This is a genomic window from Celeribacter sp. (genome assembly GCF_048259695.1).
Lineage (GTDB): Bacteria > Pseudomonadota > Alphaproteobacteria > Rhodobacterales > Rhodobacteraceae > Celeribacter.
The window spans coordinates 458,122-478,650 of sequence record NZ_JBLXHL010000001.1 but is presented as its reverse complement, the minus strand read 5'-3'; the positions used below and the strand labels follow the sequence as shown (position 1 = coordinate 478,650).

Annotated in this window: 15 protein-coding genes and 1 riboswitch; of the genes, 5 read left to right on the top strand and 10 right to left on the bottom strand. The window is 61.2% G+C overall.

Going from position 1 to position 20,529, the window contains the following annotated elements; all coding sequences use genetic code 11:
* Nucleotides 1–64 precede the first annotated feature (64 nt).
* From putA to ACN0Q0_RS02280, 4 genes are all read left to right on the top strand, one after another.
* A complete protein-coding gene (gene putA, locus ACN0Q0_RS02295) occupies nucleotides 65–3,502 on the top strand; it encodes a bifunctional proline dehydrogenase/L-glutamate gamma-semialdehyde dehydrogenase PutA (protein ID WP_417241732.1) in 3,438 nt (1,145 codons plus the stop codon).
* A 228-nt stretch (nucleotides 3,503–3,730) separates the two neighbouring features.
* A complete protein-coding gene (locus tag ACN0Q0_RS02290) occupies nucleotides 3,731–4,714 on the top strand; it encodes an efflux RND transporter periplasmic adaptor subunit (RefSeq protein ID WP_417241731.1) in 984 nt (327 codons plus the stop codon).
* Nucleotides 4,707–7,934 carry an efflux RND transporter permease subunit gene (locus ACN0Q0_RS02285; protein ID WP_417241730.1) on the top strand — a complete coding sequence of 1,076 codons (3,228 nt, stop codon included), beginning with the start codon at nucleotides 4,707–4,709 and terminating at the stop codon, nucleotides 7,932–7,934. The genes ACN0Q0_RS02290 and ACN0Q0_RS02285 overlap by 8 nt, the downstream gene beginning before the upstream one ends.
* Nucleotides 7,935–8,041: 107 nt before the next feature.
* Nucleotides 8,042–8,184, top strand: a riboswitch (FMN riboswitch).
* Between the two features lie 66 nt (nucleotides 8,185–8,250).
* Nucleotides 8,251–8,721 (top strand): 6,7-dimethyl-8-ribityllumazine synthase, encoded by a 471-nt coding sequence (locus ACN0Q0_RS02280; protein ID WP_417241729.1) that lies wholly within the window; start codon nucleotides 8,251–8,253, stop codon nucleotides 8,719–8,721.
* 62 nt (nucleotides 8,722–8,783) lie between these two features.
* Here ACN0Q0_RS02280 and ACN0Q0_RS02275 read toward each other — a convergent pair whose 3' ends face one another.
* The 4 genes from ACN0Q0_RS02275 to ACN0Q0_RS02260 form a co-directional block, all read right to left on the bottom strand.
* Complete coding sequence (locus ACN0Q0_RS02275; protein WP_417241728.1) at nucleotides 8,784–9,389, bottom strand: AAA family ATPase; 606 nt, start codon at nucleotides 9,387–9,389, stop codon at nucleotides 8,784–8,786.
* Between the two features lie 3 nt (nucleotides 9,390–9,392).
* On the bottom strand, nucleotides 9,393–10,169 hold the full coding sequence (locus tag ACN0Q0_RS02270) for an ATP-binding cassette domain-containing protein (RefSeq protein ID WP_417241727.1): 777 nt from the start codon (nucleotides 10,167–10,169) through the stop codon (nucleotides 9,393–9,395).
* On the bottom strand, nucleotides 10,169–11,230 hold the full coding sequence (locus ACN0Q0_RS02265) for an ABC transporter permease (RefSeq protein ID WP_417241726.1): 1,062 nt from the start codon (nucleotides 11,228–11,230) through the stop codon (nucleotides 10,169–10,171). Before ACN0Q0_RS02265 ends, ACN0Q0_RS02270 begins: the two co-directional genes overlap by 1 nt.
* Before the next feature lie 115 nt (nucleotides 11,231–11,345).
* Nucleotides 11,346–12,359, bottom strand: coding sequence for a sugar ABC transporter substrate-binding protein (locus tag ACN0Q0_RS02260; RefSeq protein WP_417241725.1), 1,014 nt, complete (start codon nucleotides 12,357–12,359; stop codon nucleotides 11,346–11,348).
* A gap of 176 nt (nucleotides 12,360–12,535) precedes the next feature.
* On the opposite strand from ACN0Q0_RS02260, the gene ACN0Q0_RS02255 reads away from it, so the two are divergent.
* On the top strand, nucleotides 12,536–13,708 hold the full coding sequence (locus ACN0Q0_RS02255) for an ROK family transcriptional regulator (protein WP_417241724.1): 1,173 nt from the start codon (nucleotides 12,536–12,538) through the stop codon (nucleotides 13,706–13,708).
* Here the strand turns inward: ACN0Q0_RS02255 and ACN0Q0_RS02250 are convergent.
* The 6 genes from ACN0Q0_RS02250 to ACN0Q0_RS02225 all read right to left on the bottom strand — a co-directional run bounded on the left by ACN0Q0_RS02250 (nucleotide 13,705) and on the right by ACN0Q0_RS02225 (nucleotide 20,436).
* Nucleotides 13,705–13,908: a formate dehydrogenase subunit delta gene (locus ACN0Q0_RS02250; protein WP_417241723.1), complete on the bottom strand. Its 204-nt coding sequence runs from the start codon at nucleotides 13,906–13,908 to the stop codon at nucleotides 13,705–13,707. The genes ACN0Q0_RS02255 and ACN0Q0_RS02250 overlap by 4 nt on opposite strands.
* Nucleotides 13,905–14,642 carry a formate dehydrogenase accessory sulfurtransferase FdhD gene (gene fdhD / locus ACN0Q0_RS02245; RefSeq protein ID WP_417241722.1) on the bottom strand — a complete coding sequence of 246 codons (738 nt, stop codon included), beginning with the start codon at nucleotides 14,640–14,642 and terminating at the stop codon, nucleotides 13,905–13,907. The genes ACN0Q0_RS02250 and fdhD overlap by 4 nt, the downstream gene beginning before the upstream one ends.
* Complete coding sequence (gene fdhF, locus ACN0Q0_RS02240; RefSeq protein WP_417241721.1) at nucleotides 14,639–17,500, bottom strand: formate dehydrogenase subunit alpha; 2,862 nt, start codon at nucleotides 17,498–17,500, stop codon at nucleotides 14,639–14,641. The genes fdhD and fdhF overlap by 4 nt, the downstream gene beginning before the upstream one ends.
* The gene (locus ACN0Q0_RS02235; protein ID WP_417241720.1) at nucleotides 17,497–19,017 is read right to left on the bottom strand and encodes a formate dehydrogenase beta subunit; all 1,521 of its coding nucleotides are present in this window, start codon (nucleotides 19,015–19,017) and stop codon (nucleotides 17,497–17,499) included. Before ACN0Q0_RS02235 ends, fdhF begins: the two co-directional genes overlap by 4 nt.
* Nucleotides 19,014–19,475, bottom strand: a complete 462-nt coding sequence (locus ACN0Q0_RS02230; RefSeq protein ID WP_417241719.1) for an NAD(P)H-dependent oxidoreductase subunit E — start codon at nucleotides 19,473–19,475, stop codon at nucleotides 19,014–19,016. Before ACN0Q0_RS02230 ends, ACN0Q0_RS02235 begins: the two co-directional genes overlap by 4 nt.
* Before the next feature lie 64 nt (nucleotides 19,476–19,539).
* Nucleotides 19,540–20,436, bottom strand: a complete 897-nt coding sequence (locus ACN0Q0_RS02225) for a LysR family transcriptional regulator (protein WP_417241718.1) — start codon at nucleotides 20,434–20,436, stop codon at nucleotides 19,540–19,542.
* Between the last annotated feature and the right edge of the window lie 93 nt (nucleotides 20,437–20,529).

The following is a 20,529-nucleotide window of genomic DNA, read 5'->3' as shown; positions in this document are numbered from 1 at the left end:
CGCCAAGCGCGAGGGCAAAGCCGTAGTATGAGGGAAATGTATTCCTCCAGAACTGGTACACCCTATGAATGCTGCCTTTGTCCCCTTCGCCGTGTCTGACCCGCTCGCCACTGGAAAATGCCGCCCCGAGGCGGAGGTTCTGGGCGATTTGATCGCGCGGGCCGCCCTGTCAGACGAGATGCGTGCCGCCACATCGCGCCGTGCGGCCACTTTGGTGACGCGCATCCGCAAGGAATCCGCGCCAACACTGATGGAACATTTTCTGGCCGAATACGGGCTATCGACCCGCGAAGGGGTCGCGCTGATGTGTCTGGCCGAAGCGATGCTGCGTGTGCCGGACCGCGAAACAATGGACGACCTCATCGAGGATAAAATTGCACCGTCTGACTGGAGCCGTCACCTCGGGGCGGCGTCCTCGCCGATGGTCAATGCCTCGACATGGGCCTTGATGCTGACGGGGCGCGTTCTGGATGATGAAAAGCCGGGATTGGCGCGGACATTGCGCGGCGCAATCAAACGGTTGGGCGAACCGGTGATCCGCACCGCCGTGTCGCGCGCGATGAAGGAAATGGGCCGTCAGTTCGTATTGGGTCAAACCATTGACGGGGCGCTTGAACGTGCGGCCCGTCAGGAGGCGAAAGGGTACACCTACAGCTACGACATGTTGGGTGAGGCGGCGATGACCGCTGCCGATGCGGGGCGCTATGCCAAGGCCTATGGGGCCGCCATGACCCATATCGCGGCGCGGTGTGACAAGGGTTCGGTGCGCGACAACCCCGGAATTTCGGTAAAACTGTCGGCGCTGCACCCGCGCTATGAGGTGGCCAAGGAAGACCGCGTCATGGCCGAACTTGTGCCGGTTGTCCGTGATCTGGCGCGTCAGGCCCGTGCGGCCAATATGGGCTTTAACATCGATGCCGAGGAGCAAGACCGTTTGGTGTTGTCGCTCAAGGTGATCCATGCCGTACTGTCCGACCCCGAACTGGCGGGGTGGGACGGGTTCGGTGTCGTGGTTCAGGCCTACGGGCGCCGTGCGGGTGCGGTGATCGACTGGCTCAATGCCACGGCGGTTGCCCTTGATCGCAAGCTGATGGTGCGGCTCGTGAAGGGCGCCTATTGGGACACGGAGATGAAGCACGCCCAGGTCGAGGGCCATGCCGATTTCCCGCTGTTCACCACCAAATGCGCCACGGATGTCAGCTATATCGCCAATGCGAAAACGCTGCTTGGCTATGCCGACCGCCTGTATCCGCAATTCGCCACGCACAACGCCCACACGGTCGCTGCCATTTTGGAAATGGCGGACGGGCAGGCCTATGAATTCCAACGGCTGCACGGCATGGGGGAGCGGTTGCATGACATCGTGTTGCGCGATGAAAAGGCGCGATGCCGGATTTACGCCCCCGTCGGGGCGCACCGCGATTTGCTTGCCTATCTGGTGCGTCGCCTGCTTGAAAACGGAGCGAATTCGTCGTTCGTCAACCAGATCGTTGATGAGGATGTCACCCCCGAAGAGGTCGCGCGAGATCCGTTCGAGGTGCTGCGCGAACATGCGGTCCATGACGGGCTTGTTGCCCCGTCGGCGCTATTCGGGGCCGAGCGGGCCAACTCGCGCGGGTTCGATTTGACGGATGAGACGGTCTTGGCCGAGATCTATGCCGCGCGTGATGCGGCTGTGTTGCCCGCTGCCGCACCGCGGACTGTGGGGGCGGCCACGGGGGACACTCGCGATGTGGTGAACCCCGCAACGGGCGCGCCGGTCGGCACGGTGATCGATGCGGATCCCGAAACGGTGGCGCGGGCGCTGGATGCAGCCACGCCGTGGGCCGCGCCTGTGGCAACCCGCGCCGATGTTTTGCGCCGCGCCGCGGATCTTTATGAGGCCGACTTCGGGGTGATCTTTGCCACACTGGCCCGTGAGGCCGGTAAAACGCTGTCCGATGCGGTGGGCGAGTTGCGCGAGGCCGTTGATTTCTTGCGGTATTACGCGGCCCGCGCCGAGGAGTTGGGGGACGTGATCCCGCTCGGGCGTGTGACGGCCATTTCGCCGTGGAACTTCCCTCTGGCGATTTTCACGGGGCAAATTGCGGCGGCATTGGCGGCGGGCAACGCGGTGTTGGCCAAACCGGCCGAGCAAACGCCGGCCATCGCGACGTTGGCCGTGGACTTGTTGCACAAGGCGGGCGTGCCGCCCGCGGCGTTGCAGCTTCTGACGGGGGCGGGGGCCACCGTTGGCGCGGCGTTGACCCGTGACCCGCGTGTGAATGGCGTGGTCTTTACCGGCTCGACCGCCACGGCGTTGCGCATCCGTGCGACCATGGCCGAGCACCTCGCGCCAAATGCACCGCTGATTGCGGAGACGGGCGGGTTGAACGCGATGATCGTCGACAGCACCGCCTTACCCGAGCAAGCCGCCCGTGACATCGTGGCCTCCGCGTTCCAATCGGCGGGACAGCGGTGTTCGGCGCTGCGGTGCCTGTATGTTCAGGAGGACATTGCGCCCGCGTTGATTGCGATGATCAAGGGCGCGATGGACGAAATGGCCGTGGGTGATCCGTGGGCGTTGGCCACGGATGTCGGCCCTGTCATCGACGCCACGGCCCGTGACCAGATCAGCACCTATATCGGGGAGGCCATTCAGGGCGGGCGGCTTTTGTATCGCACCTTGCCGCCCAAGGACGGTACATTCGTGGCGCCCTGCCTGATCAAGGTCGATGGGATTGCCGATCTGGAGCGCGAGGTTTTTGGCCCCGTGTTGCATGTCGCAACGTTCAAATCGACCAAGCTTGATGAGGTGATCGACGCGATCAACACACGTGGCTACGGGCTGACCTTCGGGTTGCACACCCGTATCGACAGCCGTGTTCAGGAAATCGCGGACAAAATGCATGTGGGCAACGTCTATGTGAACCGTAACCAGATTGGCGCGGTCGTCGGCTCGCAACCCTTTGGTGGCGAGGGCTTGTCGGGGACAGGACCAAAAGCCGGTGGCCCCCTCTACCTGTCGCGTTTTTGCGCGGGGGTGGCGGGCGTGTCGGCGGGCGATTGGGACACCAACGACACAGGCGAGGAGTTGCAACAGTTGATCCATGAGGCGGCGCGCGGTGTGGACGACATGACGCGCCACGCGGTTGCCATGCCGGGGCCAACGGGAGAGGCGAACACGCTGACAACCCTGCCGCGCGGCCCGGTCCTGTGTTTGGGGCCGACCCGGGCAAGTGCCGAGGCACAGGTTCTGGCCGTTGAGCGGTTGGGCGGGATTGCCGTTCACACCAACGGCCGCCTTGCCGCACAGGTTCTGGAGACGCTCGACGGTATTGCGGGGGTGATCTACTGGGGCGCGGATGCACAGGACTATGCGCGTGCTTTGGCGCGGCGCGATGGGCCGATTGTGCCGCTTGTCACCACCGTGCCGGATGCGGGCCACGTGATGCACGAGCGCCATTTGTGCGTCGATACCACCGCCGCAGGGGGCAACGTTGCCCTGATCGCGGGGACATGATCCGCCGCGTTTGACCCCATCGTTACTGCCATTGCCATTGCCGTTGTCACACGCCGCATTCGGGTCGTCCGGATGCGGCGTGTTTCGTGTGGGCCGCCTTTAATCACGTCTGTTGTGACTTCGTCACAGACCACACCCGCGCAATAGCGGTAGAGGTGCGTGCGGCCCGCACCATGTGGGCCAAAGATATGAACGCGCGCGTCCCCAAAACGGGAAAGGAATGTACCCATGAGGCTCTTGATGATTGCGGCCACGATTGGCCTGTGGCCCCTGATGAGCATGGCCGATACAGCAACCGATACTGTGGTTTCTGCGTCGACCGTGACCGAATGGAAAGCGGTCTATGGCCGTATCGAGGCCCGTGATCTGGTGCCTGCGCGCGCCCGTATCGGCGGCACGTTGGTGGCGTTGTCGGTGTCCGAGGGTGATCTCGTCGAGGCGGGACAGACCCTTGGGCAGGTTTACGACCAGAAGCTCGACTTTCAACTGAGCGCGATTGATGCACAGCTGAGCGCCCTCCAGACCCAATTGGGCAATGCACAGGCGGAATTGACGCGTGGTGAGAGCCTTTTGGAGCGGGGCGTGACCACGGCGCAGCGGTTGGATGCCTTGCGCACGCAAGTGGGTGTGTTGGAGGGCGAGATCGCCGCAACAGGTGCGCAGCGCAGCGTGATCGAACAACAGGCCGCGGAGGGTGCGGTGCTTGCCCCCACGACCGGCCGTGTGCTCAACGTGCCTGTGACAAAGGGCGCGGTCGTGATGCCGGGCGAAGCGGTGGCAAGTATCGGGGGCGGCGGGTTCTACCTGCGCCTTGCGATTCCCGAACGGCACGCGAATGCCTTGGCCGAGGGGGCGCAGATCGTGATTGACAGTGCGGGGCAACCGGCAAGCGGGACCTTGGTACGGGTCTACCCCCAGATTGAAAACGGTCGCGTGATTGCGGATGTCGAGGTCGACGGGCTGTCATCGGCGTTTGTCGATGCGCGCGTTCTGGTGCGTATTCCGGTTGGTGAACGCGCCGCGATTACGGTGCCTGTGGTGTCGCTCATCACCCGTTCGGGTATGGATTTTGTCCCCGTGCGTGACGGCGACGATGTTGTGTTGCGTGCGGTTATTCCGGGGGATGTGCAGGGCGATGTGGTCGAGATCGTCACGGGGCTTGCCGTGGGTGACGTGATCGTCCCCGCCGATGGGGAGTGCTGTGATGAGTAACCCCGACGTGAAAAAATGGAAACTCGGCCTTGCGGGGGCTTTGACGCGGGCCTTTATCAGCTCGCCGTTGACCCCGCTGTTGATTATCGTGGCTCTGGCCGTGGGGCTTGTCGCACAGAGCAGCCTGCCGCGGGAGGAAGAGCCGCAAATCTCTGTTCCGCTTGTGGATATCCATATTCAGGCCCCGGGCCTGAAAGCCCCCGATGCCGTGCGCCTCGTTACCGAACCGATGGAAACCATCGTTAAGGGGATCAGTGGCGTCGAGCATGTCTATTCCCAGACCTCGGACGATTACACGATGGTCACCGCCCGCTTTGTGGTCGGGACCTCCGCCGATGCCGCGATTTTGCGCGTCCATGACAAAGTGCGTGCCAATATCGACCGCATCCCTGTGGGCATCCCCGAGCCGCTTATTGTCGGGCGCGGGATCGACGATGTGGCGATTGTATCGCTGACCCTGTCGCCCAAAGCGGGGCATTACGAGATTACCGCCAATGAATTGACCCGTATTGCGCGTGAATTGCGCGGCGAGATTGCGAAAATCTCCGATGTTGGTCTGTCCTATATCGTAGGCGAAGCGCCAGAGGCGATCCGCGTTATGCCCGATCCGGACCGTCTTGCGCTATACGGTGTGACGCTGCAACAGCTCGCGGGAAAGGTGCAATCGGCCAACACATCCATGAACACCGGCGCGCTGCGTGATGGCGGCCAGATGATTGATCTGGTGGTTGGGGAAACCCTGACCTCGCCCGCGCAGATCGGTAGCCTGTTGGTCACCACCCGTGATGGGCGCCCCGTCTACGTAAGCGATGTGGCGGATGTGGAATTTGTCTCCAACACCTCCGATCAAATCGTGGCCTCCGTCACCAAAGAGGACGGCACCGTACACCGGATGCCGGCCGTGACGCTGGCCGTGGCCAAGCGTGCCGGGTCGAATGCGGTGATCCAGGCCGAAGAGATCTTGCACAAGGTCCATATGGCCGAAGGGTCAATTATACCCGACACCATCCACGTCGAGATCACCCGCGATTACGGTGAGACGGCGGACGAGAAAGCCAACGAGTTGTTGTTCCACCTTGGTCTGGCCACCGTGTCGATTATCGGTCTGGTTCTGATCGCGATCGGGTGGCGCGAGTCCATCGTGGTGGCCATCGTGATCCCCGTGACGATCCTGCTGACGCTGTTTGCCTCGTGGATCATGGGCTATACGCTTAACCGCGTGTCGCTGTTCGCGCTGATTTTCTCCATCGGGATTTTGGTCGATGACGCCATTGTGGTGATTGAAAACATCGCCCGCCATTGGGGGATGAAGGACGGGCGAGATCGCAAGGATGCGGCCATTGATGCCGTCGCCGAAGTGGGCAATCCGACGATTGTCGCGACGCTGACAGTGGTTGTGGCGCTTTTGCCGATGCTGTTCGTGTCCGGTCTGATGGGGCCGTATATGTCGCCCATTCCCGCCAATGCTTCCGCCGCGATGATCTTTTCGTTCTTTGTCGCGGTGATGATCACCCCGTGGTTGATGTTCAAAATCGCGGGCAATGCACCTGCGCATGGGGGGGGGCATGGTGAGGATGGCAGCGATCACGGTGGCGATCACGGCGGGGTGTTGGGCCGTGTCTACGCCAAAGTGGCCAAGCCGATCCTCGCCTCCAAAGGGCGCTCCGGTCTGTTTTTGCTCGTGACGGCGGTGCTGTCGTTCGGGTCGCTGGCGGCGATCTACACCAAGGATGTGACCGTTAAATTGCTGCCGTTTGATAACAAATCCGAACTGTCGGTGGTGATCGACATGCCCGAAGGTTCGTCGGTGGAACAAACCGATGCGGTGGCGCAATCCATCGCCCGTCTGGTTGTGGACCTGCCCGAGGTCATATCGGCGCAAACCCATGCGGGGACCGCCGCCCCGTTCAACTTCAACGGTTTGGTACGGCACTATTATTTGCGTGAACGGGCCAACATGGGGGATGTGCAGATCAACCTGACGGCCAAGCATGACCGCGAGCGCACGAGCCACGAGCTTGCCTTGGTCATCCGCGAGATGATTGCGGAATTGGACGTGCCTGCGGGGACCAATCTCAAAACGGTCGAACCGCCTCCCGGACCGCCCGTGATGGCCACGCTTCTGGCCGAGGTCTACGGGCCGAATGCCGAGGCGCGCCGTGCCTCGGCGACCAAAATCCGCGAAGCCTTTGAGGCGGTGCCGTTTGTTGTCGATGTCGATGACAGTTTCGGGGTCCAGCCACGCCGCCTGCGGGCGACCGTCAACACTGATAACCTCGAGTTCTTTCAGGTCGAGGAACAAGACGTGTTTGACACGATGGCCATTCTCAATGGCGGGACCACCGTCGGCTATTCGCACCGTGGTTCGGGGCGCCATCCGATCCCGATCACGGTTGAACGCAGCAAGGGCGTGCGTGTGATGGATGAAGCGTTTTTGTCGACGCCGATCCCCGCCAACGTCTTGCCCGGTGCGCGGGGTGTGGTCGAGCTTGGGGATGTCATCGACGTGCGCGAGGAAGCCGTATCTTTCCCGATCTTCCGCCGCAACGGGCGCTTTGCCGAAATGGTCACCGCCGAACTTGCGGGTGATTTCGAGGCGCCGATCTATGGCATGTTTGCGGTGTCGGATGCGCTCGACGCGATGGAGTGGGAGGAGGGCGAAAAGCCTGTGATCTCCTACTACGGCCAACCCGATGACGAGAGCCACCCGACGCTGTTGTGGGACGGGGAATGGGAAGTGACCTATGTCACCTTCCGCGATATGGGGGCGGCCTTTGCCGTGGCGTTGTTGGGGATTTATATCCTCGTGGTGGCGCAATTCGGCTCGTTCCGTTTGCCGCTTGTGGTGCTGACACCGATCCCGCTGACGTTCCTCGGGATCATCTTTGGTCACTGGTTGCTCGGGGCGCCTTTCTCGGCCACCTCGATGATCGGCTTTATCGCGCTTGCGGGGATTATCGTGCGCAACTCGATCCTGCTCGTGGACTTTATTCGCAACGCGGATGAGGGGGTCGATAAGGTGCAAATCCTGATCGACGCGGGTGCGATCCGGTTCAAACCGATCCTGCTGACGGCCATTGCCGCGATGATCGGGGCCGTGGTGATCCTTGCCGATCCGATTTTCCAAGGGCTTGCGATCTCGTTGTTGTTCGGTCTTTTGACCTCGACCTTGCTCACGGTTCTGGTGATCCCCGCGATCTACCGCGTGTTCAAAACCTGACACGCACAGGTCCCGTCCCAACGGCCGAACGCCCCCGCGTCACATCCGGTGCGGGGGCGTTTTCATGTCCGCTTTATTGACAGGCGGAAACCGCGACCCTAAGTAGTCTGCATTCTCAGGGCGGGGTGAAATTCCCCACCGGCGGTGATAGCCCGCGAGCGCTTCGGGTCTCTTTTCGAGACCCTTGGGTCAGCAGATTCTGGTGGAATTCCGGAGCCGACGGTCATAGTCCGGATGAGAGAGGATGAACGACCCGCAATTGTGCGGGGCGACCTTTATGCTCTGGGATTCTGTCTGCTTGAGAGGATCATGAGCCATGACAAAATCCCCAAAATTCGCATTTATCAAAGCCCGTTGGCACGCCGGTATCGTCGATCAGGCGCTTGTCGGGTTTCAGGCCCGTCTGGCCGAGTTGGGTGTGGATGCCACCGTCGAGGCCTTTGATGTACCCGGCGCATTCGAGATGCCGCTTGTCGCGCAACGGCTTGCGCAGACGGGGGGCTATGATGCGATTGTTGCCGCAGCGTTGGTTGTTGACGGCGGGATTTACCGCCACGATTTTGTGGCCCAGGCTGTCGTTTCCGGTCTAATGGAGGCGCAGTTGAAAACGGGTGTGCCGATGTTGTCGGTGTCGCTGACGCCGCATCATTTCCAACCCAAATCCGAGCATGAAAATTTCTATTTCGAACATTTTGTCGGCAAGGGACGCGAAGCGGCGGACGCGGCGGTTCAGATCTGGACGTTGAATGCCGCGATTGACACGCCCGCAGTGCTCGCGGCGCAGTAACGCAGATTAGCCAAGCCATTCGCCGCCCCGTGCCGACCCCGCGCGGGGCGGCTTTGTGTTGATCAGTTCATGACCGTATGGGTCGCTGCCACGCTGTTGCAAATCACCACGCCTGCATTTTTGAGGTCGTTCTCGCGGGCTTTCTTGAGGGCGTCTTTCGGGGAAAACCCGTGGTCGATCCACCGTTGGGTGAGGCGGTTGCGCAATGTGTCGTCGTCGACGCTAAGCATGATTGTCATGTCCCAAAGCGGGTGAAGGTCGCGCCAGAGATCATCCCCGAGCAAGAGATAGTTGCCCTCGACGATGATGATGTCGGCGTCGGGCCGCAACAGGCCTGCATCCTGAACCACACCGTCGATGGCGCGATCGAACAAAGGGTATTTGGTGACGGTTCCGTCACGCAGCCCGCGGACCAGTTGCACGAAACCCACAACGTCAAAGGTTTCCGGCGCCCCTTTGCGGGCGCGCAGATCCCGTTCGTCGAGCCAGTCATTGTCGCGGTGAAACCCGTCCATCGGCACGACCTGTGCGCGCGGGCCAAGGGCCTGTGCCAATGTCTCTGCGAGGGTGGATTTCCCCGAACCGGGGGGGCCGGCAAGGGCGATGAGCGTCTGCTCCCGCCCTTGCGCGATCCGTTCAATTTCGGCTTTGAGGTCCGTGGTTTGCATGGCTCATGCCGCCTGATCTTCGGTGGGGGCGTCGATGGCTCCGGTCATAAAGGCCACCGCATCGGACATGGTGTAGTCCTTTGGATCAATGACGCACAGGCGCTTGCCCAAGCGGTGGACGTGGATGCGGTCGGCGACCTCGAAGACATGTGGCATGTTGTGGGAGATCAGGATGATCGGAATGCCGCGCGAACGCACTTCCTGAATCAACTCCAACACGCGGCGGCTTTCCTTGACGCCGAGGGCGGCGGTGGGTTCGTCGAGGATCACAACCTTTGATCCGAACGCGGCGGCACGGGCCACGGCGACACCTTGGCGCTGACCACCCGACAGGGTCTCGACCGACTGGTTGATGTTCTGGATCGTCATCAGGCCCAGTTCCGACAGTTTGTCGCGGGCGAATTTTTCCATCGCGGGGCGATCGAGTTTGCGAAACAGTGATCCGGCGATGCCGGGTTTGCGCAACTCGCGGCCCATGAACATATTGTCGGTGATCGACAGGGCAGGGGACATGGCGAGGGTTTGATAGACCGTTTCGATTCCCGCGTTGCGCGCATCATTGGGCGAGCTGAAGTTGACGGTTTGGCCATCAAGGGTCACGTCGCCCGCGTCGGGTTGAACCGCGCCCGAGAGCGCTTTGATCAGGGTTGATTTACCCGCGCCGTTGTCGCCGATCACGGCGAGGATTTCCCCGGGATAGAGTTCGAAATCACAGTGATCGAGGGCGACGACTTTGCCGTAGCGTTTAACGAGATTGCGGGCTTTGAGAATGGGTTCCATTATGCGGCCACCTTTCTGATCCATTGGTCAACGGCCACAGCCGCGATGATAAGAGCGCCGATGAGCAGGTATGTCCACTGTGCATCCGCCCCCAAAAGGCGTAGGCCAAGCGTGAACACCCCCACAATGAGCGCCCCGAAGAGCGTGCCGAGAATGGACCCGCGGCCGCCAAAGAGCGAGATGCCGCCAATCACCACGGCGGTGATGCTTTCAATGTTGGCAAGCTGCCCCGAGGTTGGCGATACCGATCCGATCCGCCCGATCAGCGCCCAACCGGCAAAGGCACAGATAAGGCCGGAGATCACGTAAACGGAGATCAGCGTGCCTTTGACGTTCACGCCCGACAGTTCTGCCGCCTCGGGGTCATCGCCCACGGCATAGACGTGGCGCCCCCACGCGGTGTGGCGTAGCACATAGGCCAGAACGGCGACGAGCAGGACCATAAAGAACACCCCAAAGGTGAACACCGCGCCGCCGATTTTGAACTTGGTCGCAAAGAATTGCAGCATCGGCGCGTCTGCGGCGATCTCCTGGGCGCGGATGGTTTCATTGGCGGAGTAGAGAAAGTTGGTGGCCAGAACGATTTGCCACATTCCGAGCGTGACGATGAACGGTGGCAGTTTCATTTTGGCAACGAGATAGCCGTTGATATAGCCACAGACCGCGCCGACGCCGAGACCGGCAAAGATCGACACACCCACAGGCATCCCGTAGCGGAATGTGAACGTGCCCATCACAACCGAACTGAGCACCATGATTGCCCCTACGGACAGATCAATACCTGCGGTCAGGATGACGAGCGATTGCGCGGCGGCCACGATACCGACGATTTGCACCTGCTGAAGGATCAGCGTCAGCGCAAAGGGCGAAAAGAATTTCGAGCCAAGCAAGAGGCCGAAGACCACAATAGACGCCACCAGAACGATCAATGGGACCAGAGCCGGCGTTGTGTGGAGTTGGTGTTGAATGCGGGCGACGGCCCCTTTTTGATCATCGCCGAAATTGGCAACCGTTTCGGACCCTTTGCCCGTGATTGCTGCCTCGTAGTTGTCGCTAGACATAACTGCCTCCCAATATGACCAACGCTTTGTGGTCATCCCCTTTTGCATAGGGGCGGACATTTCTGCCCGCCCCTGCTGTTATGTGAGTGATGCTGCGGCCGAAAGACCGGTCATCTTAGCCCCAGCAGAGGTCCATGCCTTCGGCGACGGATTTGGACGGGACGCCATCAACAGGCTGATCGGTGATCAAGGCCACGCCCGTGTCAAAGAAATCCTTGCCTTCGGTGTTTGCAGGTTTGGTGCCATCAGCGGCCCATGCGGCAATCGCTTCGATCCCTTTGGAGGCCATCAGGAGCGGGTACTGTTGGGATGTGGCACCGATGACGCCGTCTGCGATGTTCTGGACGCCAGGGCAACCGCCGTCAACGGAAACGATCAGAACGTCGTTCTCGCGGCCGATGGATTTGAGGGCTTCGTATGCGCCCGCAGCGGCAGGTTCGTTGATGGTGTAGACCACGTTGATTTCGGGATCGGAGGCGAGAAGGTTTTCCATGGCTTTGCGCCCGCCCTCTTCGTTGCCTTGCGTGACGTCATTGCCGACGATGCGGGCATCATCCTCATCACCCCATTTGTTCGGGTCGCCAAGGTCAATGCCAAAGCCCTGAAGGAAGCCTTGGTCGCGCAAAACGCCAACGGTCGGCTGCGATACGGCCAGATCAAGCATGGCGATTTTTGCGGTCGCGGCGTCGTCACCCAATTTGGCGGCGGCCCATTTTCCGATCAACTCACCGGCTAGGAAGTTATCGGTGGCAAAGGTGGCGTCTGCGGCGTCAATCGGGTTGAGCGGCGTGTCGAGCGCAATCACCAGAAGGCCTGCATCGCGGGCCTGTTGAACGGATGTGGTGATGGACGAGGTGTCGGACGCGGTGATCAGAATGCCTTTTGCGCCATCCGCGATGCAGGTCTCGATTGCGGCGACTTGGGTCTCGTGGTCGCCATCGACTTTGCCCGCAAAGGATTTCAATGCGACGCCAAGCTCGGCGGCTTTGGCCTCTGCGCCTTCCTTCATTTTCACAAAGAACGGGTTGGTGTCTGTTTTGGTGATAAGGCACGCGGAAACATCGGCGGCGAATGCGCCGGACGTCATGGTTGCGAGCGCAATAGCGGTGCCTGCGAGTAGTGTTTTCATGGTTAGTCCTCCCAAAGTACGAACCCCGCCGGTGTGGCGCTCAGGTTCGATGAATAAACCGTTTCCTCTAACGGAATGCGCTCACCTGAACCGATTCTCGGTCACCCGTCAATAAATAAATCAAATTGACTTATTAAAAATAGTCGGGCAGTTTTTCCACGATGGGAGGACCGTTGGTGGACAAAAACGAAGTCAAGGACTTGCGATCCGGTGTAAACCAGATTGGCGTGCGCGCGCTCAACGAGCGGCTCGTAATGTCGCTTATTCAGCGGCACGGCGGTATGCCGGGCAGTGAACTGGCCAAACGCACAGACCTGTCGGCGCAAACCGTGTCCAATATCCTGCGTAAACTCGAAGCGGACGGATTTGTCCGTCGCGGTGAGCCGCAGCGTGGCAAGGTTGGAAAACCGTCGATCCCGATGGAGATCAACCCTGACGGGGCGTTGACGTTCGGTCTAAAGATCGGGCGACGCACCGCGGATCTGGCGGTAATGAACCTCGCGGGTGATGTGCTTGGCCAGACCATTGTGACCTACCGCTATCCTATGCCCGACCTGATTTTTGCCTATTTGCGTGACGGTATGGCCGAGCTGTCCGAGGCCCTTAGTCCGGCTCAACGCGCGCGCATTTGCGGTATCGGGATCGCCGCGCCGTCGGAAATCTGGAGTTGGACCGATGCCCTCGGGGCGCCTGAGGATTTTGAAATCTGGCGCGATATTGATTTCGCCGAGGAGATTGCAAAGTTCTCTGATCTGCCGCTGTTCACCGAAAACGACGGCACGGCTGCGTGCCGCGCCGAATATGTTTTCGGTCGGGGTCGGGCCTTCCACGACTACGCCTATTTCTTTATCGGATCGTTCATTGGCGGCGGGATCGTGCTTGATTCCAAAGTCATCGAGGGGCGCCAGCGCAATGCGGGTTCTTTGGGGTCGCTGTCCGTCCCCAACGGCGATGGTAAAGAGTGCGCCTTGCTTGATGTCGCCTCGCTTTATTTGTTGGAGGCGGCCGTGGCAAAAGCGGGGGGGGATAGGGACAAAATGTGGACCATGCCGCAAGATTGGTCGAGCTTTGGTGCCTGCCTCGACGATTGGATTGCGACCTCGGCAAAGGCGCTTGCCCATGCGGCACGTACCGTTGTGAGCGTCATTGATTTTGACGCGGTGATGATTGACGGCGCGTTTCCCGATGATGTGCGTACGCGTTTGGTTGCGCAAACGCGCCTTGAGTTCGAGCGCCTTGATCTGCGCGGGATTTGTGCGCCGCGTATCGAACCTGCGCGGGTGGGGGGCAATGCCCGTGTGATCGGCGCCGCCGCATCCCCCATCCTGTCGCAGTTCTTTTTGAACTAAAGCAGTCCGGCCGCATCCAATGCCAGTGGCGAAAGCCCCGCGCCGCCCCGTCGTGCATAGGCGTCAAGCTGTGCGCGCATCACCGGATCCCAAAAGTCGGTGATATGAGCGGCCACTTTTGCGGCCTTGTCCGTGTCGGGTTGCGTGGCGAAAAACGCCGCAATCTGGTTCACCATGCGCACCATTTTATCATCGGTCAAAATGTCGTTTCCTCATCCTTGCCCGCATAAAAAATCAACCCGTCCGGCGCAACGGTGCACAGGCTCATGCCGCATTTTCTGGCTTGGGTCACGGCCGCTTTGGTCGGGCGCGACACCGAATAGAGCGCGGGAATGCCGGCGTGGGCGCATTTTTGAACGAGGTCGATGGACAGCCGTGCCGTCATCACCACCCCGCCACAGGTCACATCCGTATCGCCCATTGCGCCGATGAGTTTGTCGAGCGCATTGTGGCGGCCAACGTCCTCGCGCAGTGTGACCAACCCGCGGGCGTCGAAATAACCCGCGGCATGCATTGCGTGCGATTGTTTGCGCATCACCTGACGGGTGTCGAGCGCGGTCACGGCGTCACGCACACGGCACGCCAATGCGGGGTTTGCGGGACCGACTTTGGGTGGTTCGGCCATCGCCATGTCGAGGCTTTCGATCCCGCATAACCCGCAGCCCACCGGCCCGACCGAGGCCCGCCGTCTGGCGTCAATGGCGGCGGCGCGGTCCGCGGGAATGCGGCCCCGGACCTCGATGCCATTGGGGTGGGGAATGACCTCGATGGCGCTGACGTGGTCATGGCGTGTGACGATCCCTTCGCCAACTGCAAACCCGCACAAAAGCGCGGGCAGATCGCGCGGTGTCGCCATCAAAACCGCCACAGTCGAACCGTTGAGGACAAGCGCGATTGCGACCTCATCGGGTAGGGTTCCGGTTTGACCAATCATTCGCCGGCCTCATGGATCCGGCGCGATTGTGCCGCCTGAAACCGGTAGTCGGTTTGCCATGTGCTCGGCCCGTTGGAGAGCGCCACTTGCACGGCTGTCACTTTATACTCGGGGCAGTTCGTGGCCCAGTCGGAGTGATCGGTTGTCACCACATTGGCCTGTGTGTCGGGGTGGTGAAAGGTGGTGTAGACCACGCCGGGCGAGACACGTTCGGTGAGCGTGGCACGTAGCGTTGTCTCCCCCGCACGTGAGGCCAATCGTACGTGATCGCCTTCGGTGATGCCGCGCGTTTCGGCGTCGTGGGGGTGGATTTCCAAAACGTCTTCGTTGTGCCACACGGTATTGGCTGTGCGCCGCGTTTGCGCCCCGACATTGTATTGCGACAGGATGCGCCCCGTGGTGAGCAACAGCGGAAAGCGTGGGCCGGTTTTTTCATCCGTTGGCACGTATTCGGTGATGATGAACCGCCCCTTGCCACGCACAAATCCGTCCACATGCATGATCGGGGTGCCCTCTCGGTGGTCCTCATTGCAGGGCCATTGGATCGAGTTTTTCGCGTCCAGAAGCGCGTAGGTCACGCCCGAAAACGATGGCGTCGTCGCGGCAATCTCGTCCATGATCTGTGACGGATGGGTGTAATTCCAAGTGGCGCCACAGGCATTGGCGAGCAATTGCGTCACCTCCCAATCCGCATAGCCCGCCTTGGGCGCCATGACACGGCGCACGCGGTTGATGCGGCGCTCGGCATTGGTGAATGTGCCGTCCTTTTCCAGAAACGTCGAGCCGGGTAGAAACACATGGGCATAGTTGGCGGTCTCGTTGAGGAACAGGTCGTGCACGATCACGCAATCCATGGCCGCCAACCCTGCGGCCACGTGCGTGGTGTCGGGGTCGGATTGCAGGATGTCTTCGCCTTGGATGTAGATGCCTTTGAACCGTCCCGCGACGGCGGCGTCGAGCATATTGGGGATGCGCAATCCGGGTTCGGGGTCGATCTCAACGCCCCATGCTGCCTCGAAAACGGCCCGCACGTCGGCGTTTTTTACGTGGCGGTATCCGGGCAACTCGTGGGGAAAGCTTCCCATATCACAGGCCCCTTGGACGTTGTTTTGTCCGCGCAACGGGTTCACACCGACGCCCGGCCGTCCGATGTTGCCGGTGAGCATGGCAAGGTTGGCGATGGCCATGACCGTGGTCGAGCCCTGACTATGTTCGGTCACGCCCAGGCCGTAGTAAATTGCACCGTTGCCCCCCGTGGCAAAGGCCCGTGCGGCGGCGCGTAGATCGCCCGCGTGGACACAGGTCAAAAGAGCCGTGGCCTCGGGGCTGTGGCGCGGATCAGAGACGAAATCGCGGTAGGCTTCGAATGCGTCCCAGTCACAGCGAGTGCGGATGAAATTTTCATCATAGAGGCCTTCGGTGACAATCACATGCGCCAATGCCGTGACCACGGCCACGTTGGTGCCGGGTTTGAGCGGAAGGTGATGCGCCTCACCCATATGTGGCGTTTGCAACAGGTCGATGCGGCGCGGGTCCACCACGATGAGGCGCGCCCCTTGGCGCAGCCGTTTGCGCAGACGTGAGGCAAACACCGGATGCCCGTCCGTGGGGTTGGCGCCGATGACAATCGCCACATCCGTTTGTTCGACACTGTCGAAATCCTGTGTTCCCGCCGAGGTGCCAAAGGCCTGTCCCAATCCGTAGCCCGTGGGCGAATGACAGACCCGCGCACAGGTGTCGGTGTTGTTGTTGCCAAACACCGCACGGGTGAGCTTTTGCACCAGATAGGTTTCCTCATTAGTACACCGGCTCGACGTGATCACGCCGATGGCGTTTTTCCCATGGGTCGCCTGAAGGCCCATAAGGCGGGAGGCGGCGAACCCGAGCGCCTCGTTCCATGAGACCTCGCGCCACGGGTCATTGATCGCGTCACGGATCATCGGGCGGGTGATCCGGTCGGAATGTTCGGCGTAGCCATAGGCAAACCGCCCTTTGACGCACGAATGGCCACGGTTGGCGCGGCCGTCTTTGTGCGGCACCATGCGCACCATCTGGTCGCCGTTCAGCTCTGCCTTGAACGAACAGCCGACCCCGCAATAGGCACAGGTGGTCACGACCGAACGTGTCGGCGTGCCAAGGTCGCGTACGGATTTTTCCTGAAGCGTCGCGGTGGGACAGGCCGCAACACAGGCGCCGCAGGACACGCAGTCGGAAGACAGGAAATCATCCAGAGATGTGCCGGCCGAAACGCGGCTGTCGAACCCGCGCCCCTCAATGGTCAGCGCGAATGTCCCCTGCACCTCTTCGCAGGCCCGCACGCAACGCGAGCAGACGATGCACTTGCTCGGATCATAGGTGAAATACGGATTGCTCTCATCCACGGGACGCCAATCGGCGGCCTCGTCGAAATGGTTCTCGCCGGCTGTATACCGCACATCGCGCAACCCGACCATGCCCGCCATATCTTGTAATTCGCAATCGCCATTGGCCGAACAGGTCAGGCAGTCAAGCGGGTGATCGGAGATATAAAGCTCCATCACGCCGCGGCGGATTTTCTGCACCTTGGCGCTTTGGGTGCGCACGATCATGCCCTCTGCCACGGGGGTGGTACACGATGCGGGCGTGCCGCGCCGCCCGTCGATTTCGACCACGCACAACCGGCACGACCCGAATGCCTCGACGCTATCGGTGGCGCACAGCTTGGGGATTTTGAGCCCCGCCTCCATCGCCGCGCGCATGACGGAGGTGCCGGTCGGGACGCGGATCTCGATGCCGTCAATGGTCAGGGCGACGGGCGTCCCGTCGTGTTTCGGCGTGCCGTAATCGATGTCGTCCCACGGGATGATGATGTCCGTCATGGCGCGACCTCCCGTCGGGGCAGTCCAAAGTCCTCGGGCCATCCGTTCAGGGCCGACAGGACGGGAAAGGGTGTAAAGCCGCCAAGCGCACACAGCGATCCATCGCGCATGGTTTCGCACAGATCCTCAAGCAACCCGACCGCGGCCGCGTCTCCGTCCAGAATGCGGTCCACGGTTTCGGTGCCGCGTACAGCCCCGATGCGGCATGGTGTGCATTTTCCACAACTTTCAATCGCGCAAAACTCCATCGCGAACCGCGCCAGAGCGCCCATGTCGGCACGGTCGTCAAACACCGTGATCCCTGCGTGGCCGATGAGGCCACCCGCCTGATCAAGCTCTTCGTAACCCAGTTTGGTGTCGAATTGATCGGGCCGCAGATAAGCCCCGAGTGGCCCGCCGACCTGCACTGCTTTCACGGGATGTCCGCTTGCCGTTCCGCCGCCAATATCGTTCACAGCCTCGTCTATGGTCATGCCAAACCCCGCTTCGAACAGTCCGCCGTACCTGATGTTGCCCGCAAGTTGTAGCGTCACCGTGCCTGTGCTGCGCCCGATGCCAAAGGCGGCGTAATGTGTCGCGCCCTTTTCGAAAATAACCGGAATGGTCGCGAGGGAAATGACGTTATTGACCACGGTGGGCTGCCCCATAAATCCCGAAAGCGCGGGCAGGGGCGGTTTGGCACGCACCGTGCCGCGCTTGCCCTCAAGCGAGTTGAGTAGTGCGGTTTCCTCACCACAGACATAGGCCCCCGCGCCGACACGGACCTCGATGTCAAAGGCGTGGCCCGACCCGAGAATGTCATTGCCAAGCAGGCCTCCCGTGCGGGCGGTTTCAATCGCTTCGCGCAGCACGCGGATGGCCACGGGATATTCGGAGCGCAGATAGACATAGCCGCGTGTGGCCCCCACAGCGAGACCCGCGATCACCATGCCCTCGATGAGGGAAAACGGGTCGCCCTCTATCAACATCCGGTCCGCAAAGGTGCCGCTGTCGCCCTCGTCGGCGTTGCACACGATGTACTTTCGGGGCGCATGTGCGGTGCGCACGGTTTCCCATTTGATCCCCGTTGGAAATCCCGCGCCGCCGCGTCCGCGCAGACCCGATGCCATGACCGTTTCGACCATCGCCGCAGCGGTCATGGCGAGCGCGGACTTCAACCCGGACAACCCGCCGTGCGCGACGTAGTCGTCAAGGCAAAGCGGGTCGATGACGCCGCAGCGGGCAAAGGTCAGGCGCGTTTGGCGGGCGAAGAACGGCAGTTCGGCCACAGTGCCGAGACACTCCATTTTGCCCGCCATCAGGGCGGGAACATGGGCGGGGGTCACAGGGCCAAAGGCACGGCGCACGCCGTCCGTTTCGATCTCGACCAAGGGTTCCAACCAGACCATCCCGTGCGAGCCATTGCGCACGATGTCGACATCCATACCGCTCGCATTGGCGTAGGCGGCGATGCTCGACGCGACCTCGTCGGCACCAAGGGCAACGGCCGCGCTGTCGAGGGGGATATAGATCCTCATGCGCCGATCTCCGTCATAAGGCTTTGGGCGCACACCCGCCCGCGTGGCCGCCCATCGACCAAAGCCGCAGGACCACAGGCGCAGAGGCCAAGACAATAGACGGCCTCGACGGTGACAGAGCCGTCGCGGGTGGTTCCGAAGCCCTTGAGGCCGAGCCGGTCGAGCAGGTCGGTTTGCGTCCCGGCGGCCCCGACCGACTGACAGGCCTCGGCGCGGCACAGCTGGATGACATGGTGTCCGTTCGGACGGGTTTTGAAGTCGTGATAAAAGCTGACAACACCGTGCACCTCGGCCCGCGTCAGGCCGAGGGCCTCCGCCAGGGGAGCGACCGCATCGTCAGGGATATGTTGGAACTGTGCCATTATGTCATGCAAAACAGGCAAAAGCGGGCCTTCGGATGCGCCATGCCGCGCGATGATATCGTGCAGGAGAGTTTGGGAGAATGCGGTGTTGGACATGGCGGGCCTTTGGTGGGTCATCTGGAATGAAAGTAGATCAAAAGATTGAAAAACTCAATTGACCTTAGAGTATGGCAATCTGTGCCGCTGTGGCCATGAGGGCCGTGAGGGCAGGGGTTTGCGCGGCCCGGCGCGGGGCGGCGACCCCGACCATCGGCCCTTTTGATTGGCGGTCGTTTGGCGGCTCGATCGGGATGATCCGCAAGTTGTTGCCTGTGCTCAGGAATTCGGCCAGATCGCGCGACAGGACCGTCACCCACCCCGTTTCCTGAACCATGCGGGCCAGAACGACGGTGGAGTTCGCGTCAAGGCGCACATCGGGGGTCACGCCCGCGTTGTGCAGGTGGCCGCTGATGATCCTGCGGTTTTGCATGTCGGGTGTCAAAAGGCACATCGGCAATCCGTCAAAGTCGGCCCATGTCATGGATGCACGGGTCGCCAGAGCGGTATCGTCGCGGGTGAGGGCAACCGGGGTTTCGATGTAGACGGGTTGCGTCACAACGTCCCCAAGTGGCTCATTGTCGATATAGATCAGGCTTGCATCGACCTGATGTGTCTCCATCATTGACAGGATATCCGCCGACGTGCGGGACATAATCGTAAAGCGGACATTCGGGTGCTTTTGACGCATTCGAGCGGCCAGACGCGCGGCCCATGTGAGTGCGGACGGGATCACGGCGAGGCGGATTTGCCCTGTGAGATCCGCGCCTGTTCCGTGCATTTCATCGCGCAACTGGCGGGTGTCGGCCGCGATCCGCTGCGCCCAGTGCAGCGCCCGTTTGCCCTCGGGCGTCAGCCCCCCGAAGCGCGATCCGCGTAAGATCAAAGTGACGCCAAGCTGCTCTTCGAGGTGCTTGATGCCGCTTGATAATGTCGGTTGTGAAATGCCCAGAGAGGCGGCCGCGCGACCGAAGTGTTCCTCGCGGGCCACGGCGATGAACATGTCCAACTTGTCGATCATGTTTTAATTTCCTGATTGATTGTTGTAAATCTGATAGAGTAAACCCAACAAAAAGAAAAGCTGTCACGGCGGTCTGCGCCGTGTCGGACTTTT